General features: G+C 46.5%; 21 protein-coding genes and 1 rRNA gene. 2 read left to right on the forward strand and 20 right to left on the reverse strand.

Going from position 1 to position 22,542, the window contains the following annotated elements:
- The first annotated feature begins 76 nt into the window (after positions 1-76).
- Both ygeW and arcC read left to right on the forward strand, forming a co-directional pair.
- Positions 77-1,270: a knotted carbamoyltransferase YgeW gene (gene ygeW, locus H8S54_RS07180; protein WP_186901183.1), complete on the forward strand. Its 1,194-nt coding sequence runs from the start codon at positions 77-79 to the stop codon at positions 1,268-1,270.
- 93 nt (positions 1,271-1,363) lie between these two features.
- A complete protein-coding gene (gene arcC / locus H8S54_RS07185) occupies positions 1,364-2,308 on the forward strand; it encodes a carbamate kinase (protein ID WP_021926918.1) in 945 nt (314 codons plus the stop codon).
- Between the two features lie 111 nt (positions 2,309-2,419).
- Here the strand turns inward: arcC and H8S54_RS07190 are convergent, their stop codons facing one another.
- From H8S54_RS07190 to H8S54_RS07285, 20 genes are all read right to left on the reverse strand, one after another.
- Positions 2,420-2,707, reverse strand: a complete 288-nt coding sequence (locus tag H8S54_RS07190; protein WP_021926917.1) for a BMC domain-containing protein — start codon at positions 2,705-2,707, stop codon at positions 2,420-2,422.
- A gap of 24 nt (positions 2,708-2,731) precedes the next feature.
- Positions 2,732-3,031 (reverse strand): BMC domain-containing protein, encoded by a 300-nt coding sequence (locus H8S54_RS07195; RefSeq protein ID WP_021926916.1) that lies wholly within the window; start codon positions 3,029-3,031, stop codon positions 2,732-2,734.
- Between the two features lie 209 nt (positions 3,032-3,240).
- Positions 3,241-3,885, reverse strand: a complete 645-nt coding sequence (locus H8S54_RS07200; RefSeq protein ID WP_021926915.1) for a nucleotidyltransferase family protein — start codon at positions 3,883-3,885, stop codon at positions 3,241-3,243.
- Entirely contained in the window at positions 3,882-4,607 is a 726-nt protein-coding gene (gene yqeC / locus H8S54_RS07205; RefSeq protein WP_173768079.1) for a selenium cofactor biosynthesis protein YqeC, read from the reverse strand. The genes H8S54_RS07200 and yqeC overlap by 4 nt, the downstream gene beginning before the upstream one ends.
- 8 nt (positions 4,608-4,615) lie before the next feature.
- On the reverse strand, positions 4,616-5,431 hold the full coding sequence (gene yqeB / locus H8S54_RS07210) for a selenium-dependent molybdenum cofactor biosynthesis protein YqeB (protein ID WP_173768077.1): 816 nt from the start codon (positions 5,429-5,431) through the stop codon (positions 4,616-4,618).
- A 94-nt stretch (positions 5,432-5,525) separates the two neighbouring features.
- Positions 5,526-6,017 (reverse strand): xanthine dehydrogenase subunit XdhC, encoded by a 492-nt coding sequence (gene xdhC / locus H8S54_RS07215; RefSeq protein ID WP_173768075.1) that lies wholly within the window; start codon positions 6,015-6,017, stop codon positions 5,526-5,528.
- Entirely contained in the window at positions 6,014-6,922 is a 909-nt protein-coding gene (xdhB, locus tag H8S54_RS07220) for a xanthine dehydrogenase subunit XdhB (protein ID WP_021926911.1), read from the reverse strand. The genes xdhC and xdhB overlap by 4 nt, the downstream gene beginning before the upstream one ends.
- 17 nt (positions 6,923-6,939) lie before the next feature.
- Positions 6,940-9,213 (reverse strand): xanthine dehydrogenase subunit XdhA, encoded by a 2,274-nt coding sequence (gene xdhA / locus H8S54_RS07225; RefSeq protein ID WP_186901184.1) that lies wholly within the window; start codon positions 9,211-9,213, stop codon positions 6,940-6,942.
- 260 nt (positions 9,214-9,473) lie between these two features.
- On the reverse strand, positions 9,474-9,956 hold the full coding sequence (locus H8S54_RS07230) for a 4Fe-4S binding protein (protein WP_186901185.1): 483 nt from the start codon (positions 9,954-9,956) through the stop codon (positions 9,474-9,476).
- 1 nt (position 9,957) lies between these two features.
- Positions 9,958-12,537 (reverse strand): selenium-dependent xanthine dehydrogenase, encoded by a 2,580-nt coding sequence (gene xdh / locus H8S54_RS07235; protein ID WP_186901186.1) that lies wholly within the window; start codon positions 12,535-12,537, stop codon positions 9,958-9,960.
- A gap of 209 nt (positions 12,538-12,746) precedes the next feature.
- Complete coding sequence (gene ygfK / locus H8S54_RS07240; RefSeq protein WP_186901187.1) at positions 12,747-15,740, reverse strand: putative selenate reductase subunit YgfK; 2,994 nt, start codon at positions 15,738-15,740, stop codon at positions 12,747-12,749.
- A 2-nt stretch (positions 15,741-15,742) separates the two neighbouring features.
- Positions 15,743-17,080 (reverse strand): putative aminohydrolase SsnA, encoded by a 1,338-nt coding sequence (gene ssnA, locus H8S54_RS07245; RefSeq protein ID WP_186901188.1) that lies wholly within the window; start codon positions 17,078-17,080, stop codon positions 15,743-15,745.
- Between the two features lie 292 nt (positions 17,081-17,372).
- Positions 17,373-17,966: a histidine phosphatase family protein gene (locus H8S54_RS07250; protein ID WP_117854996.1), complete on the reverse strand. Its 594-nt coding sequence runs from the start codon at positions 17,964-17,966 to the stop codon at positions 17,373-17,375.
- Positions 17,959-18,339 carry a bifunctional adenosylcobinamide kinase/adenosylcobinamide-phosphate guanylyltransferase gene (locus tag H8S54_RS07255; protein WP_021926904.1) on the reverse strand — a complete coding sequence of 127 codons (381 nt, stop codon included), beginning with the start codon at positions 18,337-18,339 and terminating at the stop codon, positions 17,959-17,961. Before H8S54_RS07255 ends, H8S54_RS07250 begins: the two co-directional genes overlap by 8 nt.
- A gap of 46 nt (positions 18,340-18,385) precedes the next feature.
- Positions 18,386-19,150 carry an adenosylcobinamide-GDP ribazoletransferase gene (gene cobS / locus H8S54_RS07260; RefSeq protein ID WP_243176695.1) on the reverse strand — a complete coding sequence of 255 codons (765 nt, stop codon included), beginning with the start codon at positions 19,148-19,150 and terminating at the stop codon, positions 18,386-18,388.
- Positions 19,137-19,679 (reverse strand): bifunctional adenosylcobinamide kinase/adenosylcobinamide-phosphate guanylyltransferase, encoded by a 543-nt coding sequence (locus H8S54_RS07265; RefSeq protein WP_021926902.1) that lies wholly within the window; start codon positions 19,677-19,679, stop codon positions 19,137-19,139. Before H8S54_RS07265 ends, cobS begins: the two co-directional genes overlap by 14 nt.
- A 1-nt stretch (position 19,680) precedes the next feature.
- The gene (gene cobT, locus H8S54_RS07270; RefSeq protein WP_021926901.1) at positions 19,681-20,733 is read right to left on the reverse strand and encodes a nicotinate-nucleotide--dimethylbenzimidazole phosphoribosyltransferase; all 1,053 of its coding nucleotides are present in this window, start codon (positions 20,731-20,733) and stop codon (positions 19,681-19,683) included.
- Entirely contained in the window at positions 20,733-21,146 is a 414-nt protein-coding gene (locus H8S54_RS07275; protein WP_021926900.1) for a GtrA family protein, read from the reverse strand. Before H8S54_RS07275 ends, cobT begins: the two co-directional genes overlap by 1 nt.
- On the reverse strand, positions 21,130-22,092 hold the full coding sequence (locus tag H8S54_RS07280; RefSeq protein ID WP_021926899.1) for a glycosyltransferase family 2 protein: 963 nt from the start codon (positions 22,090-22,092) through the stop codon (positions 21,130-21,132). Before H8S54_RS07280 ends, H8S54_RS07275 begins: the two co-directional genes overlap by 17 nt.
- A gap of 282 nt (positions 22,093-22,374) precedes the next feature.
- A 23S ribosomal RNA gene (locus tag H8S54_RS07285) occupies positions 22,375-22,542 on the reverse strand; the annotation flags it as partial.

Here is a 22,542-nt window from a genome sequence, read left to right on the forward strand (position 1 = left end):
CAATGTATCTGCTCCATGACCTCCACTTTATCTGTCTTTTAAATATTTCAAATATAAATTATAAGGAGAATAACTCATGAAAACATTACAGGATTACATTGACAAACTCAACAGCCTTAACTTCAAGGAAATGTACAACAACGATTTCTTCTGGACCTGGGACAAAACAGACGATGAGCTTGAAGCTGTATTTACAGTTGCTGATGCTCTTCGCTTCATGAGAGAGCACAACATTTCCACAAAAGTATTTGAGAGCGGTCTTGGAATCTCTATTTTCCGTGACAATTCCACCCGTACCCGCTTCTCCTTTGCTTCTGCCTGCAACCTTCTTGGACTTGAGGTACAGGATCTGGATGAGAAGAAATCCCAGATTGCTCATGGCGAGACTGTTCGTGAGACCGCTAACATGGTATCCTTCATGGCTGATGTAATCGGTATCCGTGACGACATGTACATCGGAAAAGGCCACACCTACCAGAAAGAATTTATGGATGCTGTAACAGAGGGAAATAAAGATGGTATTCTTGAGCAGCGACCAACTCTTGTAAACCTTCAGTGCGATGTTGACCATCCTACACAGTGTATGGCAGATATGCTCCACATCATCCATGAGTTCGGCGGTGTTGAGAATCTGAAGGGCAAGAAGCTTGCTATGACATGGGCTTACTCCCCATCCTATGGTAAACCGCTTTCTGTTCCACAGGGCGTAATCGGACTTATGACACGTTTCGGTATGGATGTTGTTCTTGCTCATCCGGAAGGATATGATGTAATGCCTGAGGTTGAGGAAATTGCTAAGAAGAACGCCGAAAGCTCCGGTGGTTCCTTTACAAAGACAAACAGCATGGAAGAAGCTTTCAAGAATGCTGATATCGTTTATCCAAAGAGCTGGGCTCCATTTGCAGCAATGGAAAAACGTACCAACCTTTACGGCGAGGGCGATTTCGACGGAATCGACAAGCTTGAGAAGGAGCTTCTTGCTCAGAATGCACAGCATAAGGATTGGGCTTGCACAGAAGAGCTTATGAAGACAACCAAGGACGGAAAAGCACTTTACCTGCACTGCCTGCCGGCAGATATCACAGGCGTAAGCTGTGAGACAGGTGAGGTTGATGCAAGCGTATTTGACCGCTACCGTATCCCGCTTTACAAAGAAGCTAGCTTCAAACCATATGTAATTGCAGCAATGATCATGCTCTCCAAATTTGAGAACCCACAGGATATCCTGAAAAAACTGGAAGTAAAAGCTGCTCCGAGAATTATGGAATAATGCTTTTTTTGGGGCTGTAGGAATACAGCCCTTTTTTGTTCTCATTTTTCGGGATAAACAGCTTTCTGACTATATTGAATGGAGGTTTTTACAATGTATAAAAGAAAACGAATCGTAGTTGCCCTTGGCGGAAATGCTCTTGGAAATACACTTCCGGAACAGATGATTGCTGTAAAATCCACAGCAAAAGCACTCTGCGATCTTATTGAAGAAGGGCATCAGGTGGTTGTAGTCCATGGAAACGGACCACAGGTTGGCATGATCAACAATGCCATGACAGCTCTTACCCATGAGGATGAGACGCAGCCAAATACCCCTCTCTCTGTTTGTGTTGCAATGAGCCAGGCTTATATTGGATACGATCTTCAGAATGCTCTTCGTGAGGAGCTTCGCAAACGCGGCTTTATGAGAACTCCGGTTGTTACCGTTGTGACACAGGTACGTGTAGATCCTGATGATCCGGCTTTTGAGAATCCAAGCAAGCCGATCGGCAAGTTTCTTACCAAGGAAGAGGCAGAGTATCAGGCAAAAGCTTACGGACATGTTATGAAAGAGGATGCAGGCCGCGGCTACCGCCGTGTGGTTGCTTCCCCGAAGCCTGTTGAGATCGTGGAGCAGGATGCCATCAACAGTCTGGTAGATGCCAATAAGATCGTGATCTGCTGCGGCGGCGGCGGTATTCCGGTTACCTTAGAAGGCCATCATCTCAAAGGCGCTTCCGCGGTTATCGACAAGGATTTCGCAAGCTGCCTTCTGGCGAAACAGCTGGATGCGGACATGCTGATCATTCTTACTGCAGTAGAAAAGGTTGCTGTCAATTTCGGCAAAGAAAATGAGAAATGGCTGGATGACCTTACCGTCTCCCAGGCAAAGAAATACATCAAAGAAGGACAGTTCGCCGCTGGCTCCATGCTGCCAAAAGTCCAGGCCTGTGTAGACTTCGCCAGCTCCGGTGCCGGCCGAACCGCCATGATCACCCTCCTGGAAAAAGCCAAAGACGGCATTATGGGAAAAACAGGAACACAGATTCATCTGTAAGAAAATCTTTTATAACGAAAAAAGCACGAGGCAGTCCATGGAGACTGCCCTTGTTTTATAAAAAAGACCTTCCGCATTTCACTCACTGAGCTGCAGAAAGTCCTTTTTTTATCATTTGTGATGTTTCTCTTCCTCTTCTTCCACCAGTCTTGCGGTTTCACCAGAGGGAGCGGAGATTACAGCTGCTGCAATGATCTCGCAGGGCGGATTCTCCTTTACACTATCAACTGCTGCCTTCACAGCTGCCACATCACCGCTGAGAAATACGGTCGCATGGCCTCCGCACTTGGTATGCCAGGTACGAAATTCCACATTTGATGTTTTCAGCATCTGGTCAAGGACAACTACTGCATTGCAGCTTCCCAGAACCTCTACTAATCCTAATGCTCCATATGACATCCTCTTATTTCCTCCTGACATATTCTATTTGTTGATGGTCATCTTTAGTGCAACTTCTGTGTCTGCAGTAGGGGATGCGATCACTGTGTGGGATACCACCTTGCCCAGGGGCTTCGCTGTCTCCAGTGCCACTTCCATTGCTGCATTTACATCTGCTATGCTGCCTCGCATTTTCACACAGGCTCCGCTTTTCAGTCGGTTTCGCTCTACACTCTGGATCTTCACGTTCGCAGCCTTGGATGCTGCGTCCAGAGCTACAAAGCAGGCTACCAGGTTATCCAGCTCAAATACCCCAACTGCCATGCCGTTATAGTTTTCTGCCATTTTATCCTCCTTACGAGACGGGAAAAGGGGCTGCCCTTTCACGACAGCAAAAAAAGGATCTCCCGACTGCTTTCTTTTTTACCAGTATACCTTGTTTTTCCTGTAATTACAAGTAATTTCTGCCTGTAATCTCACACAAATTCACAAAATACAACACAATCCCACATTTTTTTCACAATCTAATCCCCATTCTACAAATGTCGCGATAATTACATCTGCCCTCTGCCAGCTTCCGCTTTAACATCTATATCCGTAAGTTCCTTCCCATCCTCTACCTTCAGAACAGCTGTATCGTCTCTGTGCGCGGTTATGACGGATTTTCCGCCACGGTCTCCGGTGATGGAGAGAAGCTGGTCATAATATTTCTTTGTAAAAATACAGGGATTGCCAAGCCTGCCCTCGCTGGAAACGCAGGCAATTCCTTTTCCTGTGGTTTCCAAAAGCGTGATAAGCTGGCGGATCGTCCCGGCTGTAAGCCAGGGCTGATCGGATACAGTAAAAAGACAGGCGTCCGCATCCAGGTTGGCTTTCAGGCCAATTTTCAAGGAGGAAGAGATTCCCTCATCCGGATGGGGATTTATATATACCGGAACTCCTAATGCTCTCGCTTCCTCCTCAATTTCCTCATACTGAGTTACCACCGTTACCGTCATCTCCTGCTTTATGTTTTTTAAACTGCCTGTTTCCAAAACACAGCTGGAAACCTCTTTTCCCTGTCCCCCGGCCCCAGCCACCGCTATCAGCCTCTCCAGAATATATCGGTACATAGGATTTCCGTCAATTTCGTACAGCAGCTTGTTGCCTCCAAAACGGCGGCTGTTTCCGGCGGCCAGCATGATCAATGCAATCCTCATAATTTCTCTGCCTCTCTTAAACTGCCGTAAGCAGCGACAGTTCCCTGTTTTGCCAGATCTTCCACAATGTGCTCTGCCGGAGCCGGATCCGATAATACATCTGCTTTGTTTAAATAAACCCGATAGATTTTGTGGTCCACGTTCTTATATAATCCGTGGACGGAAGTGGCGATTTTCTCAATATCTTCTGCCGTTACCGGTGCATCCAGATTTTTTTTGAGGAAAGCACTGGTGTATTCTGCACGGTGGGAGGTCTCACAGATAGGCTTGCCAAGGCAGTCCAGACCGATCACGCTTACTACAATATCCGCAAATTCCGGTATCACCGGCTCCCAGTCTGCAGGAACCTTCAAAGGTTTGTGCTTCGCACCGTCCGCTTCGATCAGCATCACATCACAAAGGGAAGCCAGTTTCTGCAGTTTCCCCGCTTCTATGGAGCACATTTTCCCGGAGGCTTCCTCTATATCGGCAACTGCCACAAATCCATGGTTCTCCAGCATTTGGGGAAGCTTATCAAGCTCATCGCTGCCAATTCTTGGCAGCATCGGATCGAAGGCCATATGGGTAGTAGTCGAAATGATCACCTTCTTACCCAAGACCTGCAGCTCTTCGTTCAGACGATAGATCAGACTGGTTTTCCCGCCTCCTCCAACAACAGCGATCACCGGGTATTTCTCGATATCCAGCTTTAATAAATCTAAAAAATATCCACTTTCTTTCATCCGGCCTCCTACTTCGGCAAAATACCGTTGCTAAGCAAAATTTCTACAACGCTTCCCGCAATGCATCTTGCCTTGTCTGAAATGGTAAAGCAGTTCTTTTTTTCCTCTTTTCTGGGGTCTATATCGGCAATTTTCATTCCAAAGGGAACATAATAGCCATCCTTTATAATTCCGCGCAGAACACCCGTTATAGAGGCTTCTACGGGCACATCTCCCACATAGGCAAGTATCTGCCCCTTCTCCACAATATCAGCAATATGGGCAATACCACGGATTGTACCGGTGCCAGGAGAGTGAATGACCCTTTCTTTGCTTACGCCGCCTACCATGCCCGGAATACCGGTATTTGGAATTGCACAGCCCTCTGTGATAATTCTTGCCAGATCATGTCCGCGCATAGTCTCCACCACATAATCCACATCCAGCCCTGCTGTAAAGCCAGGTCCTAACCCAATGGTAAGAGGTGCCATCTCTTTGGTAGTTCCCAGATTTTTTTTTGCAAGGATAGCATCTATAAGGGCAGCCACTTTTCCCTGTTCATGAAGTGCCCCGATACACGTTCCGGTTGGGTCTACTATAAGAGGGATTTCACCTGCCTGCCATATTTTGTCACATTCTTCCAGAGCATTTGCCCGCCTGCACAAAACACCCTCTACTTCTGCTGTTTTGTCATATACAGCCTCACAAAAGGCTACTTTCCTGCGAATTGCGCTTGGCTTCTCACATTCTAAGATCAGTACACGATAACCGCAGCGATGCAGCCTGTGGATTACACCACTTGCCAGATCTCCCCCGCCGCGGACGATCACACAGTTGTTATTCATGATTTTGTCCTGCCCGTTTTTTTATTTTGTAATGATAAAGCATATTTGAAAAAGCTGCAAAGGCGGGGATGTCCCCGCCTTCTTACAGCCGCTGTCATTTATCCTGTGCAGCCATATTTTCTTTATTTACCTTCTCCACTGCATTTACAATATTCTCATAGCCTGTGCAGCGGCAAAGATTTCCTGCCATGTGCTTGCGGATCGCATCCCTTGTCAGCTTCTCGCCGCGCTCCAAAAGTACTGTGGCAGACATAACAAAGCCAGGTGTACAAAATCCGCACTGAATGGCTCCCTCTTCAATAAAAGCCTCCTGAATACGAGTCAGCTCTCCGTCTTTCTCAAGGCCTTCCAGGGTGCGGATATTCTTGCCCTCTGCCCAGACAGCCAGATAAATGCAGGAATCAATAGTCTCACCGTCAATGATTACCGTACAGGCACCACATTCGCCTACCTCACAGCCTTTTTTTACAGAGGTAAGCCCGAGACGGTTGCGCAGCATATCGAGAAGGGATTCTCTTACATCCACATACTCAGCAACCTGTCTTCCGTTTACAGTACACTGTACCAGCCGCATATCCTTTTTCATGACTGCTCACCTCCTGCTGCATTTTCATCATCGACCATGCCGCGGCGAATACTTTCTTTTAATGCTCTTTTTGCAATCTCGCCGCCAATCTGAAGCCTGAAGGCCTTCGATGCTCTCCAGGAATCTCTTGGATTGATTTCCTCCCGTACAAGCGCCTCCACTTTTGCAAACAGCTCATCACCGATTTCCATGCCCTTCAATGCTTCTTCTGTTTTATGGCAGCGATAGGGCACAGGTGCCGCTACACCAAAGGTAATCCGCACATCCTCCAGTACCTTCTTCTGCGGATCGATCCTGCTTACCACACTGCAGCTTAAGGTTGCAATATCCATGGCATTTCGCATGGAATATTTAATATAAAAGCCATGATATCCCTGATAATCCTTTCCCGGAATCACAATATGGGTAAGTACATCTCCCTGGTGAAGATCTACCCTTCCAGGTCCCAGATAAAAGTCCTGGATCGGAACCATTCGTCCGCCGGTTCCATCCGCGATCCGAAGCATTGCATTCAGGGAAAACAAGGTAGGTGCACTGTCTGCGCTGACTGCACCGTTGCATACATTTCCGCCGATAGTCCCGATATTGCGGACCTGAGGACCTCCAACCTGATCCACAGCCTCGCCCAGAACCGGTATCAGCTTCTGAATCACCGGGTCTTTGGTAACATGGGAAAAGGTGGTAGCTGCTCCGATGAAAATGTCACCGGAATCCATCAGCCGGATCCCCCGGATTTCCTTAATATCCCGGATACTTACCAAAGATGTTCCTGCCATTTTCCCTTCACGTATTTTGATCAGAACATCACTTCCGCCGGAGATTATCCTTGCATCAGGATGCTCCTTCAAAAGCAAAACTGCCTCTTTTATAGTTTCTGCATTATAATAATTTTCGATATCGTACATTCCTCATGCCCCCTTTCTCAGATCAGTCCGGCTTTTGTAAAGCCGTCTATCAGTCTTTGCGGTGTCAGAGGAATTTCAGCAAACCCAATTCCTGTTGCATGTAAAACTGCATTACGAATTGCCGGCGCCCCCGGAATTGCCGGCGGCTCTCCAAGAGCCTTGTTTCCATAAGGTCCCATAGGGTCATTCAGTTCTACAAATTCTGCTGTAAGATCCGGTGTATCCATAGTTGTCATCAGCTTATAGTCAAGCAAAGTACCGTTTAACGGTCTTCCTGTTTTCTCATCCAGAAGAAGCTGCTCGGAAAGTCCACAGCCCATACCCATGGACATACCGCCGTGAACCTGCATAGCTGCAAGCTGTGGGTTCAAAAGAATTCCGCTGTCATGTACATTGACAATATCCAGAACCTTGATTTTACCAAGCTTCATATCTACTTCCACCTCTGCGAAGCAGCATCCGGTTGCAACCGTATTCTTTTTCACTTGTCTGGAAACCTCAGCTGTAAGAACGGAAGAATTGCCCAGACTGTAATAGCTCTCCATTGCAAGCTCTTCCAGAGAAATGGCCTGCCTGCCGTCTGCCAGAATATATCCGTCCTCCAGCTCCAGGCGATCCACATTACCAGGCACAAGAGTTCTGGCATAATCCAGAATCCTCTGCTTCAGCAGCTGGGCACATTCCTTCACTGCAGTTCCTGTAACAAAGGACTGTCTGGATGCATAAGCACCTGTATCAAAAGGTGTCACATCTGTATCCTGCATCGTCACAATATGCACTCTGGAAATATCCATATGTAAAGTTTCTGCTGCCATCTGAGAGAAAACAGTATCTGCACCCTGCCCGATCTCAGTTGCTCCCACCTGAAGCTGTACGCTTCCATCCTGGTTCAGTGACAATCTGGCACCTGCAATTTCCAGAGAAATAGGCCATACACCTGTCTTATAGGAGAAAAGTGCCATACCTACGCCGCGGCGGATATCTCCTGTCTGGTCTGCATATGCCTTTCTCTTTTCATCCCAATGTATATAAGCAGCGCCCTTATCCAGGCACTCAAAAATACCATTTGAATTCGCTGCAATCGGTTTCAGATAAGCATCCTCATAATATCCATGAATCAGATTCTTTCTTCGGAATTCCAGAGGATCCATTCCAATCTCATAAGCAATATCATCCATAAAGCTCTCTGTTGCATAGCAGACCTGAGGAATGCCATAGCCTCTCATGGCTCCTGCAGTAGGACAATTGGTATAAACCGTATATGCCTCACCTCGGATATTCGGGCAGGCATACTGAAGACGGCTTGCAGTCAGGCCGTTAGCTGCAATGGCATGTCCGTGGGAAGCGTAAGCTCCCTGATTGGAATAAGTAATCATCTCTTTTGCCAGAAGATGCCCCTCCTGATCTACTCCTGCTGTCATTTCGTATTCAATGGAATGACGGGTTCTGGTATTGGTAAAGGTCTCCTCACGGGTAAGCTCGATCTTCACCGGGCGTCCGCCAACCTGCATGGTAAGAAAGGCATTCAAAGGCTCATAAAGCACTTCCTGCTTATTTCCAAAGCCGCCGCCTACATATGGCTTAATGACACGCACCTGTCCCCATGGGATTCCCAGTGCCTGACCAACTACACGGCGGACAATGTGAGGTATCTGTGTGGAAGAAACCACAACAATTCTTCCCTTTTCCATATATGCATAAGAAATATTATTCTCAATGTGACAGTGCTGAACAATAGGGGTCTTATAGCTTCTGTGGATCTGTACAGCAGCATCCTCCAATCCCTTATCCACATCACCGATAGCAAAGCTGGAACGCGCAAGAATATTATCCTTCTTATCAAGATGAATGGGATGCTCACTTCCCCGCATAGAAAGCCTGGGGCTTAGCACAACCGGATATTCTTCATATTCTACCTTGATCAGCTTCAATGCCCGTGATGCAGTCACTTCATCCTCTGCTACAACTGCTGCAATATCATCTCCATAATAACGTACTCTTCCGGTCAGAAGATTACGGTCAGCCACATCCTGATGTGCCAGTTCCACAGACCAGGGATGTCCCGGTGTGGGATAGCAATGATTCGGTACGTCCTTAAAAGTCACTACTTTTACCACGCCGTCCAAAGCTTCGGCCTCACTGGTATCAATGGACTTCACAATACCATTACCGATTGTGGCATGACAGACCTTTGCCACCAGACACTTGTCCAGGATCATATCATCTGTAAACTTCGCTCTTCCTGTTACTTTTTCATAAGCGTCTACTCTTGGAACACTCTTTCCAATCATATGCTTCACCTTCTTTACATTTACTTAGTTTGTTTAAAAAAGCCGACGCCGTTCAAAAAACAATATCACGGTTCTTCTTTGAACTGGCTGTCGGCTATGGGCTCATTGCCTTGTGTCTCAAAAATATTGTCTAAAATATCTCTTCTGCATAAAGCAATTGTACCACATTTCTCAGATGTTTTGCAATATTTTTATGCATAATGCAAGAATTTTGTACAGTTATTTTTGAAACTTTCACATATTATTCTTTTAATGTCTGATTAATTGATAATACCTCGCAGGTCATAGATAGCATGTCTTGGGCATTTCACCACACACATACCGCAGCTTAAGCACAAGTCCTCGTTGATCACAGCGCAATTGTCTGTGACCTTAATGGCTTCTGCAGTACATGTTTTCTGGCAGATGCCGCAGCCGATACAGCTGACCTGACACTGTTTTTTTGCCTCCTGACCCTTACTTTTGTTAGAACATTTCACAACCATCCAGTTGGCACATTCATGAATATGAATTACCTTCTGGGGACATACCTTTACACACGCTCCACAGCCAATACATTTCTCTTCATCTACTTCTGCCACACCATATTCATTAAGAGAAATGGCACCAAACTTGCATTTGCTTACGCAGGCTTTACAGCCGATGCATCCGTCCTTACAGCCTTGCTCACCTGATGTGGCTCTGCACCCTCCATTACATGCCACAAAAGCTGCTTTATATGGGAATTTCTTTTTTACAGCCATATCATCCCTTCCTTTCATATGGTGTCCCGCTAAGAGGAAGGCTGTACCGCCTTACACCATCTCTTCGGAAATATGCATCTGCAATTGCAGGTGCTGTCGGAATTGATGTGATCTCACCGATACCAATCGCGCCACAGGCAACCTTAAGTCCCGGCTTATCGACTACAATGGCATCGATCTTTGGAATTTCGTGGGAACGGAATAAACCAAGAGAACCATATTTCTCAATTGGCTTACAATTTTCATCAATCGGATATTTTTCTCTTAAAGCAAATCCCATGGACATTACTACGCCGCCTTCAATCTGGCCTTCACAGGATAAAGGATTCACTGCTTTGCCAACATCATGAGCCGCAACGATTTCCTCCAGCTTGCCGGTTTTGGAATCCAGGATACAGACCTGGGTAGCATAGCCATATGCCACATGAGATACCGGATTTGGCACATCTGCTCCAAGAGGGTCTGTTTTTGCAAGATATTCTGCGTAATAAACCTTGCCGATCATTTCCTCTACTGTTTTTCCGGCACGCTTATCTTCCATCAGCTTCTCACAGGCTCTTCTGCATGCTTCTCCGGTTATCAGAGTCTGTCTGGAGCCGGAGGTTGTTCCGGAATCAGGTGAAATCCAGGTATTGCTCCGCTCATAAACAATATCCTCTCTTTTAATATCTGTGTTGGTAACGATCATCTGAGTCAGCACAGTGCCAAGTCCCTGGCCAATACAGGATGCACCGGAATAAATATGAAGCTTCCTGTCTTCCTCGAAAATCAGCTTCACACGGCCGGTATCCGGAATTCCTACACCGACTCCGGCATTTTTCATGGCACATCCAAGGCCCACCGCTTTGCCAGCCTCTAATGCTGCGTCATATTTCTCTTTCACTGCCTCCAGGGTTTCCACAAGACCGGTGGAATCATCTACGATCTGTCCATTAGGGAGAACTTCTCCCGGACGGATAGCATTTCGATAGCGAATCTCCCATGGTGTAATTCCCACTTTATCTGCCATCATGTTCAGTAAGGTCTCTGTTGCAAAGCAGGTCTGCGTAACTCCAAAGCCCCGAAAAGCTCCTGCCGGCGGATTATTAGTATAATAAGCAGTTCCTTCAATCTCAAAGTTCTGATAATGATAGGGACCGGCTGCATGAGTGCAGGCACGCTCCAGAACCGGACCTCCAAGAGATGCAAACGCGCCGGTATCAGCCTTAACCTTTGCCTTAACACCCATAATATTTCCGTTCTCGTCACAGCCCATTGTCATATCCATATAAAATGGATGACGTTTTGGATGAACCAGCAAAGATTCTGCCCTTGAAAGCTTCATTTTAACAGGCTTCTTAGTCACATAAGTAAGAAGCGCTGCAAGGTGCTGCACGGTCATATCCTCTTTGCCCCCAAAGCCTCCGCCTACCAGGGCATTCTGAACCTTCACCTTATCTGTTCCAAGAAGCAAACTGCATTCATGCAATGTCTGATGTGCAGACTGGTCTGTGGAATATATGAAAATATCTCCATCCTCATCGTAAAATGACACTGCACACTCCGGCTCCAGAAATGCATGCTCGGTCCATGGTGTTTCAAAATGCTTGGAAATCACGTATTTAGAGCCTTCAATAGCTTCTGTGGCATTGCCGCGGCTAATGTGCTTATATGCACAGATATTATTCTCTTCCTCATCAAATACCCTTGGTGCGTCCGGTGCAGCAGCTTCCTCAATGGTATGGATGTGAGGCAGCACCTCATATTCTACCTTGATCAGCTTCTTCGCCTTCTCTGCAGTTTCTCTATCTTTTGCTGCGACAAGTGCAATGGCGTCCCCCAGATAATGAGTCAGGCCGCCAACCGGAATCAGGGTATACTGATCGTGCTTCAAATGGCCGATCTTATTCTCACCCGGAATATCCTTAGCTGTAACAACAGCCTCCACCCCCGGAAGCTGTTCTGCTTTTGTTGTGTCAATAGAAAGGACACGTGCCCGCGGATATTTGCTTCGGAGAGCCACTCCGTAAAGCATGCCTTCCGGGTAGAAATCATCAGGATATTTTCCGGTGCCAAGAACCTTTTCCCCCACATCAATTCTTGCCACACGGGATCCAAGCTCCCAGTTTTCATCCTCCTGTGGAATTACGCCCTCCCGCATAATTCCTGCGGCAATCCGCACTGCATCTATTATTTTTACATACCCTGTACAGCGACAGTAATTGTTGCGCAGGGCATACTTGATTTCCTCATCAGTTGGCTCTTTATTTACATCCAGAAGAGCTTTGGTACACATAATCATACCCGGAATGCAAAAACCGCACTGTACAGCTCCGGCTTTGCCGTACGCATAGGTATATACTTTTTCTTCCCAATCGGTCAGGCCTTCTACTGTGATCACGTTTTTCCCTTCCAGGGAATCCGTGTCCGGCACACAGGCTTTGCAGGTCCTGCCATCAATGATCACGGTGCAGGATCCGCAGGCGCCCTCACTGCAGCCGTCCTTTACAGAGGTCAGATGCAATTCATCACGCAGAAAGCGAAGCAACTTCTGGTTTTTCCCGGACTCTACGGTCTGTCCATTGACTGTAAATGCTGCCATATTGGACTCTCCTTTCTTGCGGGTTCTCCCGGTCAGGCATACGCTTTGCCATTTTTCCGGAAGCTTTTACATTATATAGATACTGTCCACAGCCCGGATAAAGCTGTGGACAGCATTTGCCTTGTTTGTCAAGCGGATATTCGCAATCCGCTTCGCTGCTTGCTCATAACCAAATGCTGCTTCGCAGCTTGATTCGGTTAAATCACAGATCAGATCATATATCCATAATCATCGATCACTGCACAGATCAGCTTCTTCAGACCATCATACAGCTTATCAGCAGGATCATCTGCCTTGCAATCTGTAATCTGGCCTACAAATCTTACCTTGCAGGTCTTTGCTTTTTTATCAAGCACAACAAATCCGTCGTTTGTGCTGTCTGCCATATCTTTTTCATTTGCAAACAGAGTGAATTTGTCTTTGTATGGTGCACTTGCGTATGGACAGAAGCTCTTGCAGTTACCGCACTCATTACACATGTAATCTACATGGATCACCTGATTCATTGCCATTCCCGGAACCTTTACGGAAATATTTGCACGGTTCGGACAAACATCCACACAGTTCTCGCAGACCTTATTACAGGTAAGACATCTTTCTTCCTCTGTCTTCACTTCTTCGCTGTGCTTTAAGATTCCCTTCTTTGCATAGCAGTCTGCTTCCTTGCCGGTTACAGCTGCATCCCTTGTGATCTCTTTGCCAAGGATATCTTTAACTGCAAGCTGCGCATCGCGGATTCCCTCTACAATCGTAGCAGCACCCTTTGCTCCGTCTCCGGCAACATAAACGCCGCTTACACTGGTTTCAAGAGTCTTGTCGTTGACCTTTGCTCTTCCTCTTTCGTCCACTGCAATCTGGTTTGCAGTATAGAAGTCTGTATCAAGCTTCTCACCAACTGCCACGATTACAGTATCAGCAGGAACCTCTTCTACGTCTGCTGTCTCAGTAACACCGGCACGTCCGGATGCATCCATCTGTCCAAGCTCCATCTTTTGGCAGATCAGTCTTCCGTTCTCAAGACTTACCGGAGAAAGAAGCTCTTTAAACTCAACGCCCTCTTCCAGAACCTCCAGAAGCTCATCCTCTGCTGCAGGCATGTAGCGTTTGGTTCTTCTGTATACAAGATATACATGCTCTACGCCTTTTGTGCGCTTTGCTGCTCTTGCAGTATCCATGGCTGTGTTACCGCCGCCGATAACTACCACATTCTTTCCGATATCCAGACTGCCATCATTTGCCTTGAAATCACGAAGGAATTTCAATGCGTTTACAGTCTCACCCTTCTTAAGCTTCAAGGTACCTGGCTTGCCGGCTCCGATCGCAAGAATCACTGCATCATAGCCCTGTGCTTTCAGCTCTGCTACAGATGTAATTTCTGTATTGGTGCAGATCTTTACTCCCATCTTTTCAATAAAGGAAATATCTTTGTCAATGGCATCATCTCCAATACGGAAGCCCGGGATCACGTAGCGGATCACACCGCCTGCTTTTTTCTCTTTTTCAAAAACAGTTACAGCTACGCCCTCTCTTGCAAGGAAATAAGCTGCAGCAATACCGGCAGGACCGCCGCCTACAACAGCAACCTTCTTACCGTTTGGTTCTCCGGCTTTGATCTGACCGATCAGCTCCTCATAGCCCTTCTGTGCTGCAATCAGCTTAGTTCCGCGGATATTTACAGATTCCTCATAGAAATTACGGGTACATTTATTCATACAGTTATGCGCACATAAGGTTCCTGTAATAAATGGCAGTGCATTTTTCTCAAGGATCACTTCCAGAGCTTCTTTGTATTTGCCCTCACCTGTAAGAGCCACATACTGCGGAATATCCTGATGAATAGGACATCCCTCTGCACATGGAGCATAGAAGCAGTCCAGAAGCGGAACCTCTTTTGTGCTCTTTCTGTTTGGAATCGGTTTGATATTCTTTACATGATGTGCATCTGTGATGGCATCCGCAGCCAGCTTTTTCAGTGCATCCACATCAATTCCATCCCATTTCTTCGGAGCAATTCCGTCAGTCTTAGCTGCAACCTGAGAAAATCTCTGATAACCGCCGGCCTTCAGAAGAGTAGTTGCCATGGTTACAGGCCAGATTCCGCAGCCTACGATCCGATCGATGTTGTAATAATCAGCACCACCGGAATAGGAAATTCTCAGCTTTCCTGCAAATTCTTCAGAAAGCTTGGCTGCAAGAGAAATGGACAGAGGGAATAAGGATTTACCTGACATATACATTTCTTCGCTTGGAAGCTCATTTCTTGTAACGTCAACAGGGAAGGTATTGGTGATCTTCACACCGAATTCCAGTCCCAGCTCCTCTGATAATTTCATCAGGCGGGTAAGCATAGGAACTGCATCCTCATACTGCAGGTCATCTCTGAAATGGAAATCACCGAATACCATATAGTCGTATCCCATTTCATCCATAGTCTTTCTTGCAAAATCATAGCCCAGAAGAGTAGGATTGCATTTTACAAAGGTATTCAGATGCTTCTCGGTAAGAAGGTAGTTTGCAATGCTCTCGATTTCCTGTGGCGGACATCCATGTAAAGTGGAAATCGTTGCAGAATTACAGACATTAGATGGAATCGCCTCAATATCTTCTCTGGTGAAATTGTGGAATCTGTCTGCATTGTCCAGAAGCCATTTCTTACATTCCTGGAAAACAGCAGTATCCTTGGCTTCCATCATTCCATCAATAAAGGTGTTCACCTTGTCACCTTTGATTCCCTCCAGATCATAGCCTACGGAAATATTAAACTGGAAGCCATCCTGTGCTCCAAGATTAAATTCCTTCGCCATAACATGAAGGATAAACCATGCCTTGATATATTCGCTCATTGCATCCGGAACGGTAAGCTCTGTAGACCATTCACAGTTATAGCCTTCGTCATCAGCAAGAATACATGGTTTATTTACACATGCGGAAAGCTCTGCACCATCCATTTTCTGAACGGTCTTCAGCTCAAAGAAACGTGCTCCTGCATAATAGGAAGCAATAATATTCTGGGCAAGCTGTGTGTGTGGACCTGCTGCAGGTCCCACAGGTGTCTCCAGATTTCTTTCAAAGATTGTCAGATTATGATCTGCATTTATTGTATATGGGCGATGTACCCCAAATACTGTATCTTTCCCGCTTTTTTCCTGAAGGACCCATTCCATCAGCTGCCCGAAAGGCATACATGTCATAATATCGCTCATATTTATTTTCCTCCGTTAATATCATCAGCCAGTTCCTTGGCAGACTGTCTGCAGTCAGCCATAACCTTATCTACATCACATACCAGTACTTCTCTGTCCTTCATAAGAATCTTTCCATTGCAGACAGTCGTTACTACATCATGTCCTGTAGTACCGAACAGCAGATGTCCGTTTACGTTATCAGCTCTCATAGGTGTCAGCGGGTTGTAATCCATTACGATCACATCAGCTGCAGCACCCTCTCTTAATACGCCAAGAGGTTTCTTAAAGTAACGGTTTGCAATAACAGCATTATTCTCAAAGAGCATCTTCGGAACTTCTCCCCATGCAGCATTAGGATCGCACAGATGATGCTTATGAAGAATATTGGCAACCTTCCAGGATTCCAGCATATCATGGGTATAACCATCTGTTCCAAGTCCGGTCACGATTCCCTTATGAACCAGCTCCATAGTAGGAGGACATCCGCAGGCATTTCCCATATTGGATTCCGGATTATGGACAACCATTGTATCTGTTTCCTTAATCAGATCCATCTCATGCTCATTGATATAAATACAGTGTCCCAAAAGAGTCTTCGGTCCAAGAATGTTCCAATCATAAAGCCTGTCTACAATTCGTTTGCTATGCTCCTTCAGGCACTGATGAAGGTCATAGATTCCCTCAGCTACATGAATATGATAACCTACGCCCTCTGGCTTCAGTTCATTGCACAGCTCCATGGTCTTATCAGAAATTGTGAAGGATGCATGCATACCCATCATAGCTGCCAGCATATCACTGTCATCATCCAGTGCATGTTTAATAAAATTCACATTCTCCATTACGGACTCTCTGGACTTGTCCATGCCGTCACGGTCAGAAATCTCATAGCAAAGACAGGTTCTTACGCCCAGTTCCTTAGCAGCGGATTCAATAGCGCTAAGGGAGCCTGTAATATGTCCAAAGCTTGCATGATGGTCAAATACAGTAGTAACACCGTTCTTAATACTGTCAATATAGGTAGCCATTGCAGAAAGTCTGGTCTGCTCCAGAGTCAGATGGCGGTCGATGGTCCACCACTGTCCATCCAGAATATCAAGGAATCCCTTGGGATTGTATCCCTTAATACTTAAGCCTCTGGCAAAAGAGCTGTAGATATGCTCATGAGTATTGATAAATGCAGGCATGATTACTCCGCCTCTGACATCCACAAATTCTCCATCCGGATATGCTCTCTTCACCTCATCTGTAGTCCCCACCATTACTATGGTGTTACCATCCATTGCAACTGCGCCGTTCTCTATAAATGCATTGGATGCGTCCCGTGTGATCATTCTTCCGTTACCAATAATAAGCATATGGAGTCCTCCTTTACTTGTTAAAATTGTTGAATCAAAATGCACAATTCAACATTTTTTAGGATATTTTATACAGATAATGTAACATATTCTCATCCGAATTTCAATAGTATTTCAAAAAATATTTTTGGCTTTCTTAAAATTTTTGTAGTCTAACTTTTGTTGCCTGGGAGCAAACCTGGTATTTACAGGAAAAAGGGCGCAAAAAAAGCAGCCCGTTTTTATGCGAACTGCTCTTTCTGCCACTTGCTTATTCTATTTTTCTGATTTAAGTTGTTCCGAGTACATTTCCCTACAGTTCTCTGACCACATGCAGGCTTCTGCGCTCCTTTTTCCAGAGTTCTGTGTCGATTTCCACTTCGTAGCCTTTTCCATTCTTCACATGCCAGTCATAAAAGGACCGTTCCTCATCTGCATATTCTTCCATAATATTCATAATGGTGCCGCCATGTACCACCAGTGCGGCGCTGGAAATATTTTTGCGGATGCAGCTGCCAACTGCCATCTGAAATCCGGTGATGTTTCTTCGCTTAAATTCTTCCCGGCTCTCCCCTCCCGGGAATGGAAGAAGTCCGCCGGAATCGATCCATGCCTGGTAATTTGCATTGCCGTCCAACTCCAGATAATTTTTGTTCTCAAATTCCCCGAAATCGCACTCTGCAAGCTCATCGATTATGTTCAGTGGTTTTCCCGGAAAAAGAATAGACGCAGTCTGGGTGCAGCGCAGCATGGGACTTGCATATACTGCCTGGGGTTCTCCATAGTCCAGCTGCTTCAGCACTTCCTGAGACTGAGGTAAAAGAGGCTCATCGGTTCTTCTTCCTATATATCTTTGTTTTTGATTGCCAGCGGTTTCTCCGTGACGAATAAGCATCAGCTTAAGCATCCTTGATCACCGTCCCAATTCCGCAGACCACACGGGTCACTTTTTTGCTTTTGGAAGCAAGTCCCGTACAGACTCTGCCCACTGCTTCCCGGTATTTCCGGTCAAAAGCGTCCATGGGAACGACGCCGTAGCCTACCTCCTGGCTTACGACCACAATGTCCGGATTCCCTTCTGCAAGCTTCTCTGCAAGCCCGGCAACATCATGACCAGCCTTTAATTCCTTACGGATAAATTCCTGGAAATCCAGAACCCCCTCTGCCTTCATAAGCTGGTATTCCTCTAACTTGCCGCCATTTTTCCAGCAGATTTCCGGGTGTTTTTCCTTTGCATAATCGCTTTTTCCCTGAAAAGCGCCGCCGATAATCATTTCCATTCTGGTATCTCTCCTTCTACACTCACGCTTTTGTATATTATTTCTTCTAAATCAGCACAGAAGCCACCGCCAGCACTACTGCCATTCCCACCTCGCAGAGGCAAAGGAAATAGCCGGCCAAGTCTCCTGTAATTCCGCCGAAATACTTCATGGCCTTGTGATGATAAAAAAGGAAGATTGCCCCAGCTGCCGCAAATGCCAGAATCCCAAGCACAGGCTGGATCCAGACCATCACAGCCAGAAGGATCACAAGATAAACGATCAGCACATTCCGCACCGCCAGATCCTCTGCTTTTCTTGAAAACTCCGCCACAGTGCCATCCTTTCTAGCCTTTGGAAAAGTCATGACGCTGATTCCGGAAAAGCATCTGGAAACCATAAAGCCAAGCGCCATGATCTCAAGTGCAGGTTTGCAAAGCCACAGCTGGCTGTAAGCACCATACCAGGCAAGAAAGTAAACACAGGCCGTGATCACAGCAAATGCCCCAGCATGGGAATCCTTCAAGATCTCAAGGCGGCGCTCCTTTTCCTGCCAGGAGCTTAAGGCATCGGAAGTGTCCAGAAGCCCGTCCACATGGATTCCTCCTGTGACCCATACCGGAACCAGTACCAGCACAGCTGCCACAAATGCCGCCTGAAACCCAAATTTGCTTCCCGCCCAGCCCACAGCCAGGGACAAAGCCCCAATCACAAGACCGATAAAGGGAAAGAAGCAGAAGGTATATTTCATATTCTCCTTGCTCCAGTCAGCTCTTGGCATGGGGATTTTCGAATACATGGCAAATGCCACCTTAAAATTATTCCACAGCATTTTCACCTGTTTTTCCTCCTTTGTGCCAAATCGGGATTCCATATACTACTTCTACCACCTGATCTGCCATTTCTCCAAGCTTCTGGTTGATTTTCCCAAGATACTCCTGATAGCGGACGGTATCTCCCTCATAGGAAGCTGCCTCGGAAAAAATCTCATTGGTAACAATCACAAGGTGACGGACCTGGCTTTTCAGCTTTCGGACACCTCTTAGGACAGCCTCCACAGTATCCGCTCCTGCCCCACTTTCTTCGAACATTTCATTTGCCGCAAGATTGGACATGCATTCCAGAAGAACAATGGCGTCTTGTGGAAATTCCAGATTTTCAAGTCCTGTATAGCACTCTACTGTCTCGAAGCCTTTTCCCGCACGCATTTTGCGATGGCGCTCTACGCGCTTATAGCTTTCCTCATCATAAGGGTGCATGGTCGCGATGTAGAATCGTTTTCCCTGTCCCAGAGACAGGATCTTGTCCTCGGCAAAAGCAGATTTCCCGCTTCCGCTTCCGCCTGTCACTACAGCCATCATGTTATTTCAGCTCCTCGTACTGGTCTACGTGAATATCATCAAACGTACTTAAGGTATTGTAAAGAGTGGCTCCCATGTCCAAAAACGGGCAGAGGGCAATGGCCCCGGTTCCCTCTCCAAGACACATATCTGCATGAAGCACCGCTTCCTTACCAAGCTTTTCCAGAACCAGATGCGCTGCCGGCTCTTTGGAGACATGGCTTGCGATCATATAATCTTTTGCCTGCGGACAGATTCCTGCAGCCACAAGGGCTGCTACTCCGGAGATAAAGCCATCGATCAGCACCGGAATCTGCAAAGCGGCTCCGCCAAGATAAACCCCGGCCATACCTGCGATATCCAGTCCGCCAACCTTGGCAAGCACATCAATGGGGTCTGACGGATCTGGCTCATTGAGGGCGATTGCCTTTTTGATGGCATTGATCTTGCGGGTCAGTCCGTCGCTGGAAAGGCCTGCGCCTCTTCCGGTCATCGTTTCCACAGGCTGATCCAGAAGTACAGAAGCAACTGCACTGCTGGTTGTGGTATTTCCAATGCCCATTTCTCCGGTAGCAAGAAGGCGATAGCCCTGTGCTTTCAGCTCCTCTGCCATGGCGATTCCGGCTTCGATTCCTTTCACAGCTTCTTCTCTTGTCATAGCCGGGCCCTTTGTCATATTGCGTGTTCCGTACATAACCTTCAGATCAGTGCGGGCAGTAGTGTCTTTCACCATTCCCACATCTACAGGCTTCACAGCAACGCCGCACTGATGGCACATCACACATGCAGTGGTGGTTTCTTTCACAAAGTTGTCCGCCACAATTCCGGTTACTTCCTGTCCAGTCTGGGTAACTCCCTCTTCCACAACTCCGTTGTCTGCGCACATGGCAACCAGTGCTTTTTTGCCAATGTCAACCTTCACCTCACCTGTAATTCCCACGATCTGGGTGATCAGGTCCTCCATTTTTCCAAGGGAATGAAGAGGCTTGGCAATGCTGTCCCAGCGCTTCCTTGCAGTCTCCATCTTTTCCTCATCAAGAGGCTTTATCTTCTTCCGTGCTTCTTCTAATGTCATCATTTCCTCCCACTGGTAAATACCAGGAATTTGCTGAATACATAATTTAAAGCCATAACTACAAACTGGATGATCAGTTTTCCAACCATATCATTTAAATGTACGATCTCGGCGAAAAACCATACTCCGCCAACCTCGATGACCATGGTGCTCAGTCTGGCTCCTACGAACTTGCAGAAAGGCCGGATGTGGTCCTTCAAGGTTTCGCATTTGTCCAGAAAAACAAATTTGGAGTTTACCACATAGGCAAACACAATTGCCAGAATAACGGAAATCACATTGGCAATTTCTCTTTGCAGGCCTGCCTGGCGCAGAAAGAAAAAGCTGGCTAAATTTACAACTGTGGTGCAGCCGCCGAAAAATATGTAGCGTATTACGTCATTGGCATAAAGCTTCTTAATGAGAGCGATCATGATTTACCTCCTGATAAACGTCCTTTTTCCCGCGAACGATCTGGGAAATAATGTAGCGGGGACGCCTTTTTACTTCTTCGTATATTTTTGCAATGTAGTATCCAATGATTCCAAGGCTTAGCATAATCGCACTTCCAATAAGAAGCAGTACGATCAGCGTGGTGGTGTAGCCTTCCACTGCTCTTCCGGCAAAAAACTGCACCAGAGAGTAGATGATCAGAATCAGAGAACATCCAAAACAGGCTCCTCCTATAATGGTTACAAACTGCAGGGGGACTGTAGTAAATGCCACAATATTGGTAAAGGCATATTTCACAAGGGACCAGGTGGACCACTTGGATTGTCCTGCCTCCCTGTCATGAACCTCGAATTCCACATGTGTGGTTTTGAAGCCTACCCATGAGGAGGTGGCACGGAAAAACATATTCCGCTCCGGCATGGAGAGAATGCTGTTCACAGCTTTCCGGTCCATCATCTTAAAATCGGAGGCATTCTGCATGTTTACCCCTGTTGCCTTGGACATGATCCCATAGAAAAAGCCTGCGCTTTCTTTGTGCAGAAGACTTTCAGTTCCTCTGCTTTTCTTCACGCCCTCAATCACTTCCCAGCCTTCTTCCCAAAGGTGATACATTGGGATCAGGGTTTCCGGCGGGTGCTGCAGATCGCAGTCCATCACAGCGACCACATCTCCTGTGGCCTGGGCAAGGCCTGCATAAACTGCCGCTTCCTTCCCGAAGTTTCTGGAAAAATGAACGCCTAAGATATTTGCGTCTTTCTCACCTGCTTTGGTGATTTCTTCCCATGTTCTGTCGTTTGAGCCATCGTCTACAAGTACCAATTCATAAGAAATGCCTGCTTCTGTTAAAACCTCATGAAGGACCCGGCAGGTTTTTCCTACCATCAGTTCTTCGTTGTAAGCGGGCAAAACTACTGATAATCTGCTCATTTTTTTGTCCTCTAGTCTTTCATTTTTCAACGTTCCCATTATAGTACAAAACCATTTGGCAGGCAACCTTATTTCGGTTTCTTCAGAATTTCTTAAGGATATTAGGGTTTTATGGCAATAAAAAAAACGATAACCAATCGGCTACCGTTTGCTTACTGTACCTTCAAAACTACATACATGCTGTATCCTCGTTTGGAATCTTTTGAATCATTCTCAACCTTGCGAATAAATCGGAAGTTCCATCTCACTTCGTTCGATGGAACGACCTTCGTGCTTAGCACTCAGGTCAAGCCCTCACCCTATTAGTAGCAGTCAGCTCCGTGCGTTGCCGCACTTCCACCCCTGCCCTATCTACCTCGTCGTCTTCAAGGGGGTTTACTTCTTTCGAATGGGACATCTCATCTTGAGGGGGGCTTCACGCTTAGATGCCTTCAGCGTTTATCCCTTCCG

Origin of the sequence: Blautia segnis, from assembly GCF_014287535.1 — a bacterium.
Classification (GTDB): domain Bacteria; phylum Bacillota; class Clostridia; order Lachnospirales; family Lachnospiraceae; genus Blautia_A; species Blautia_A acetigignens.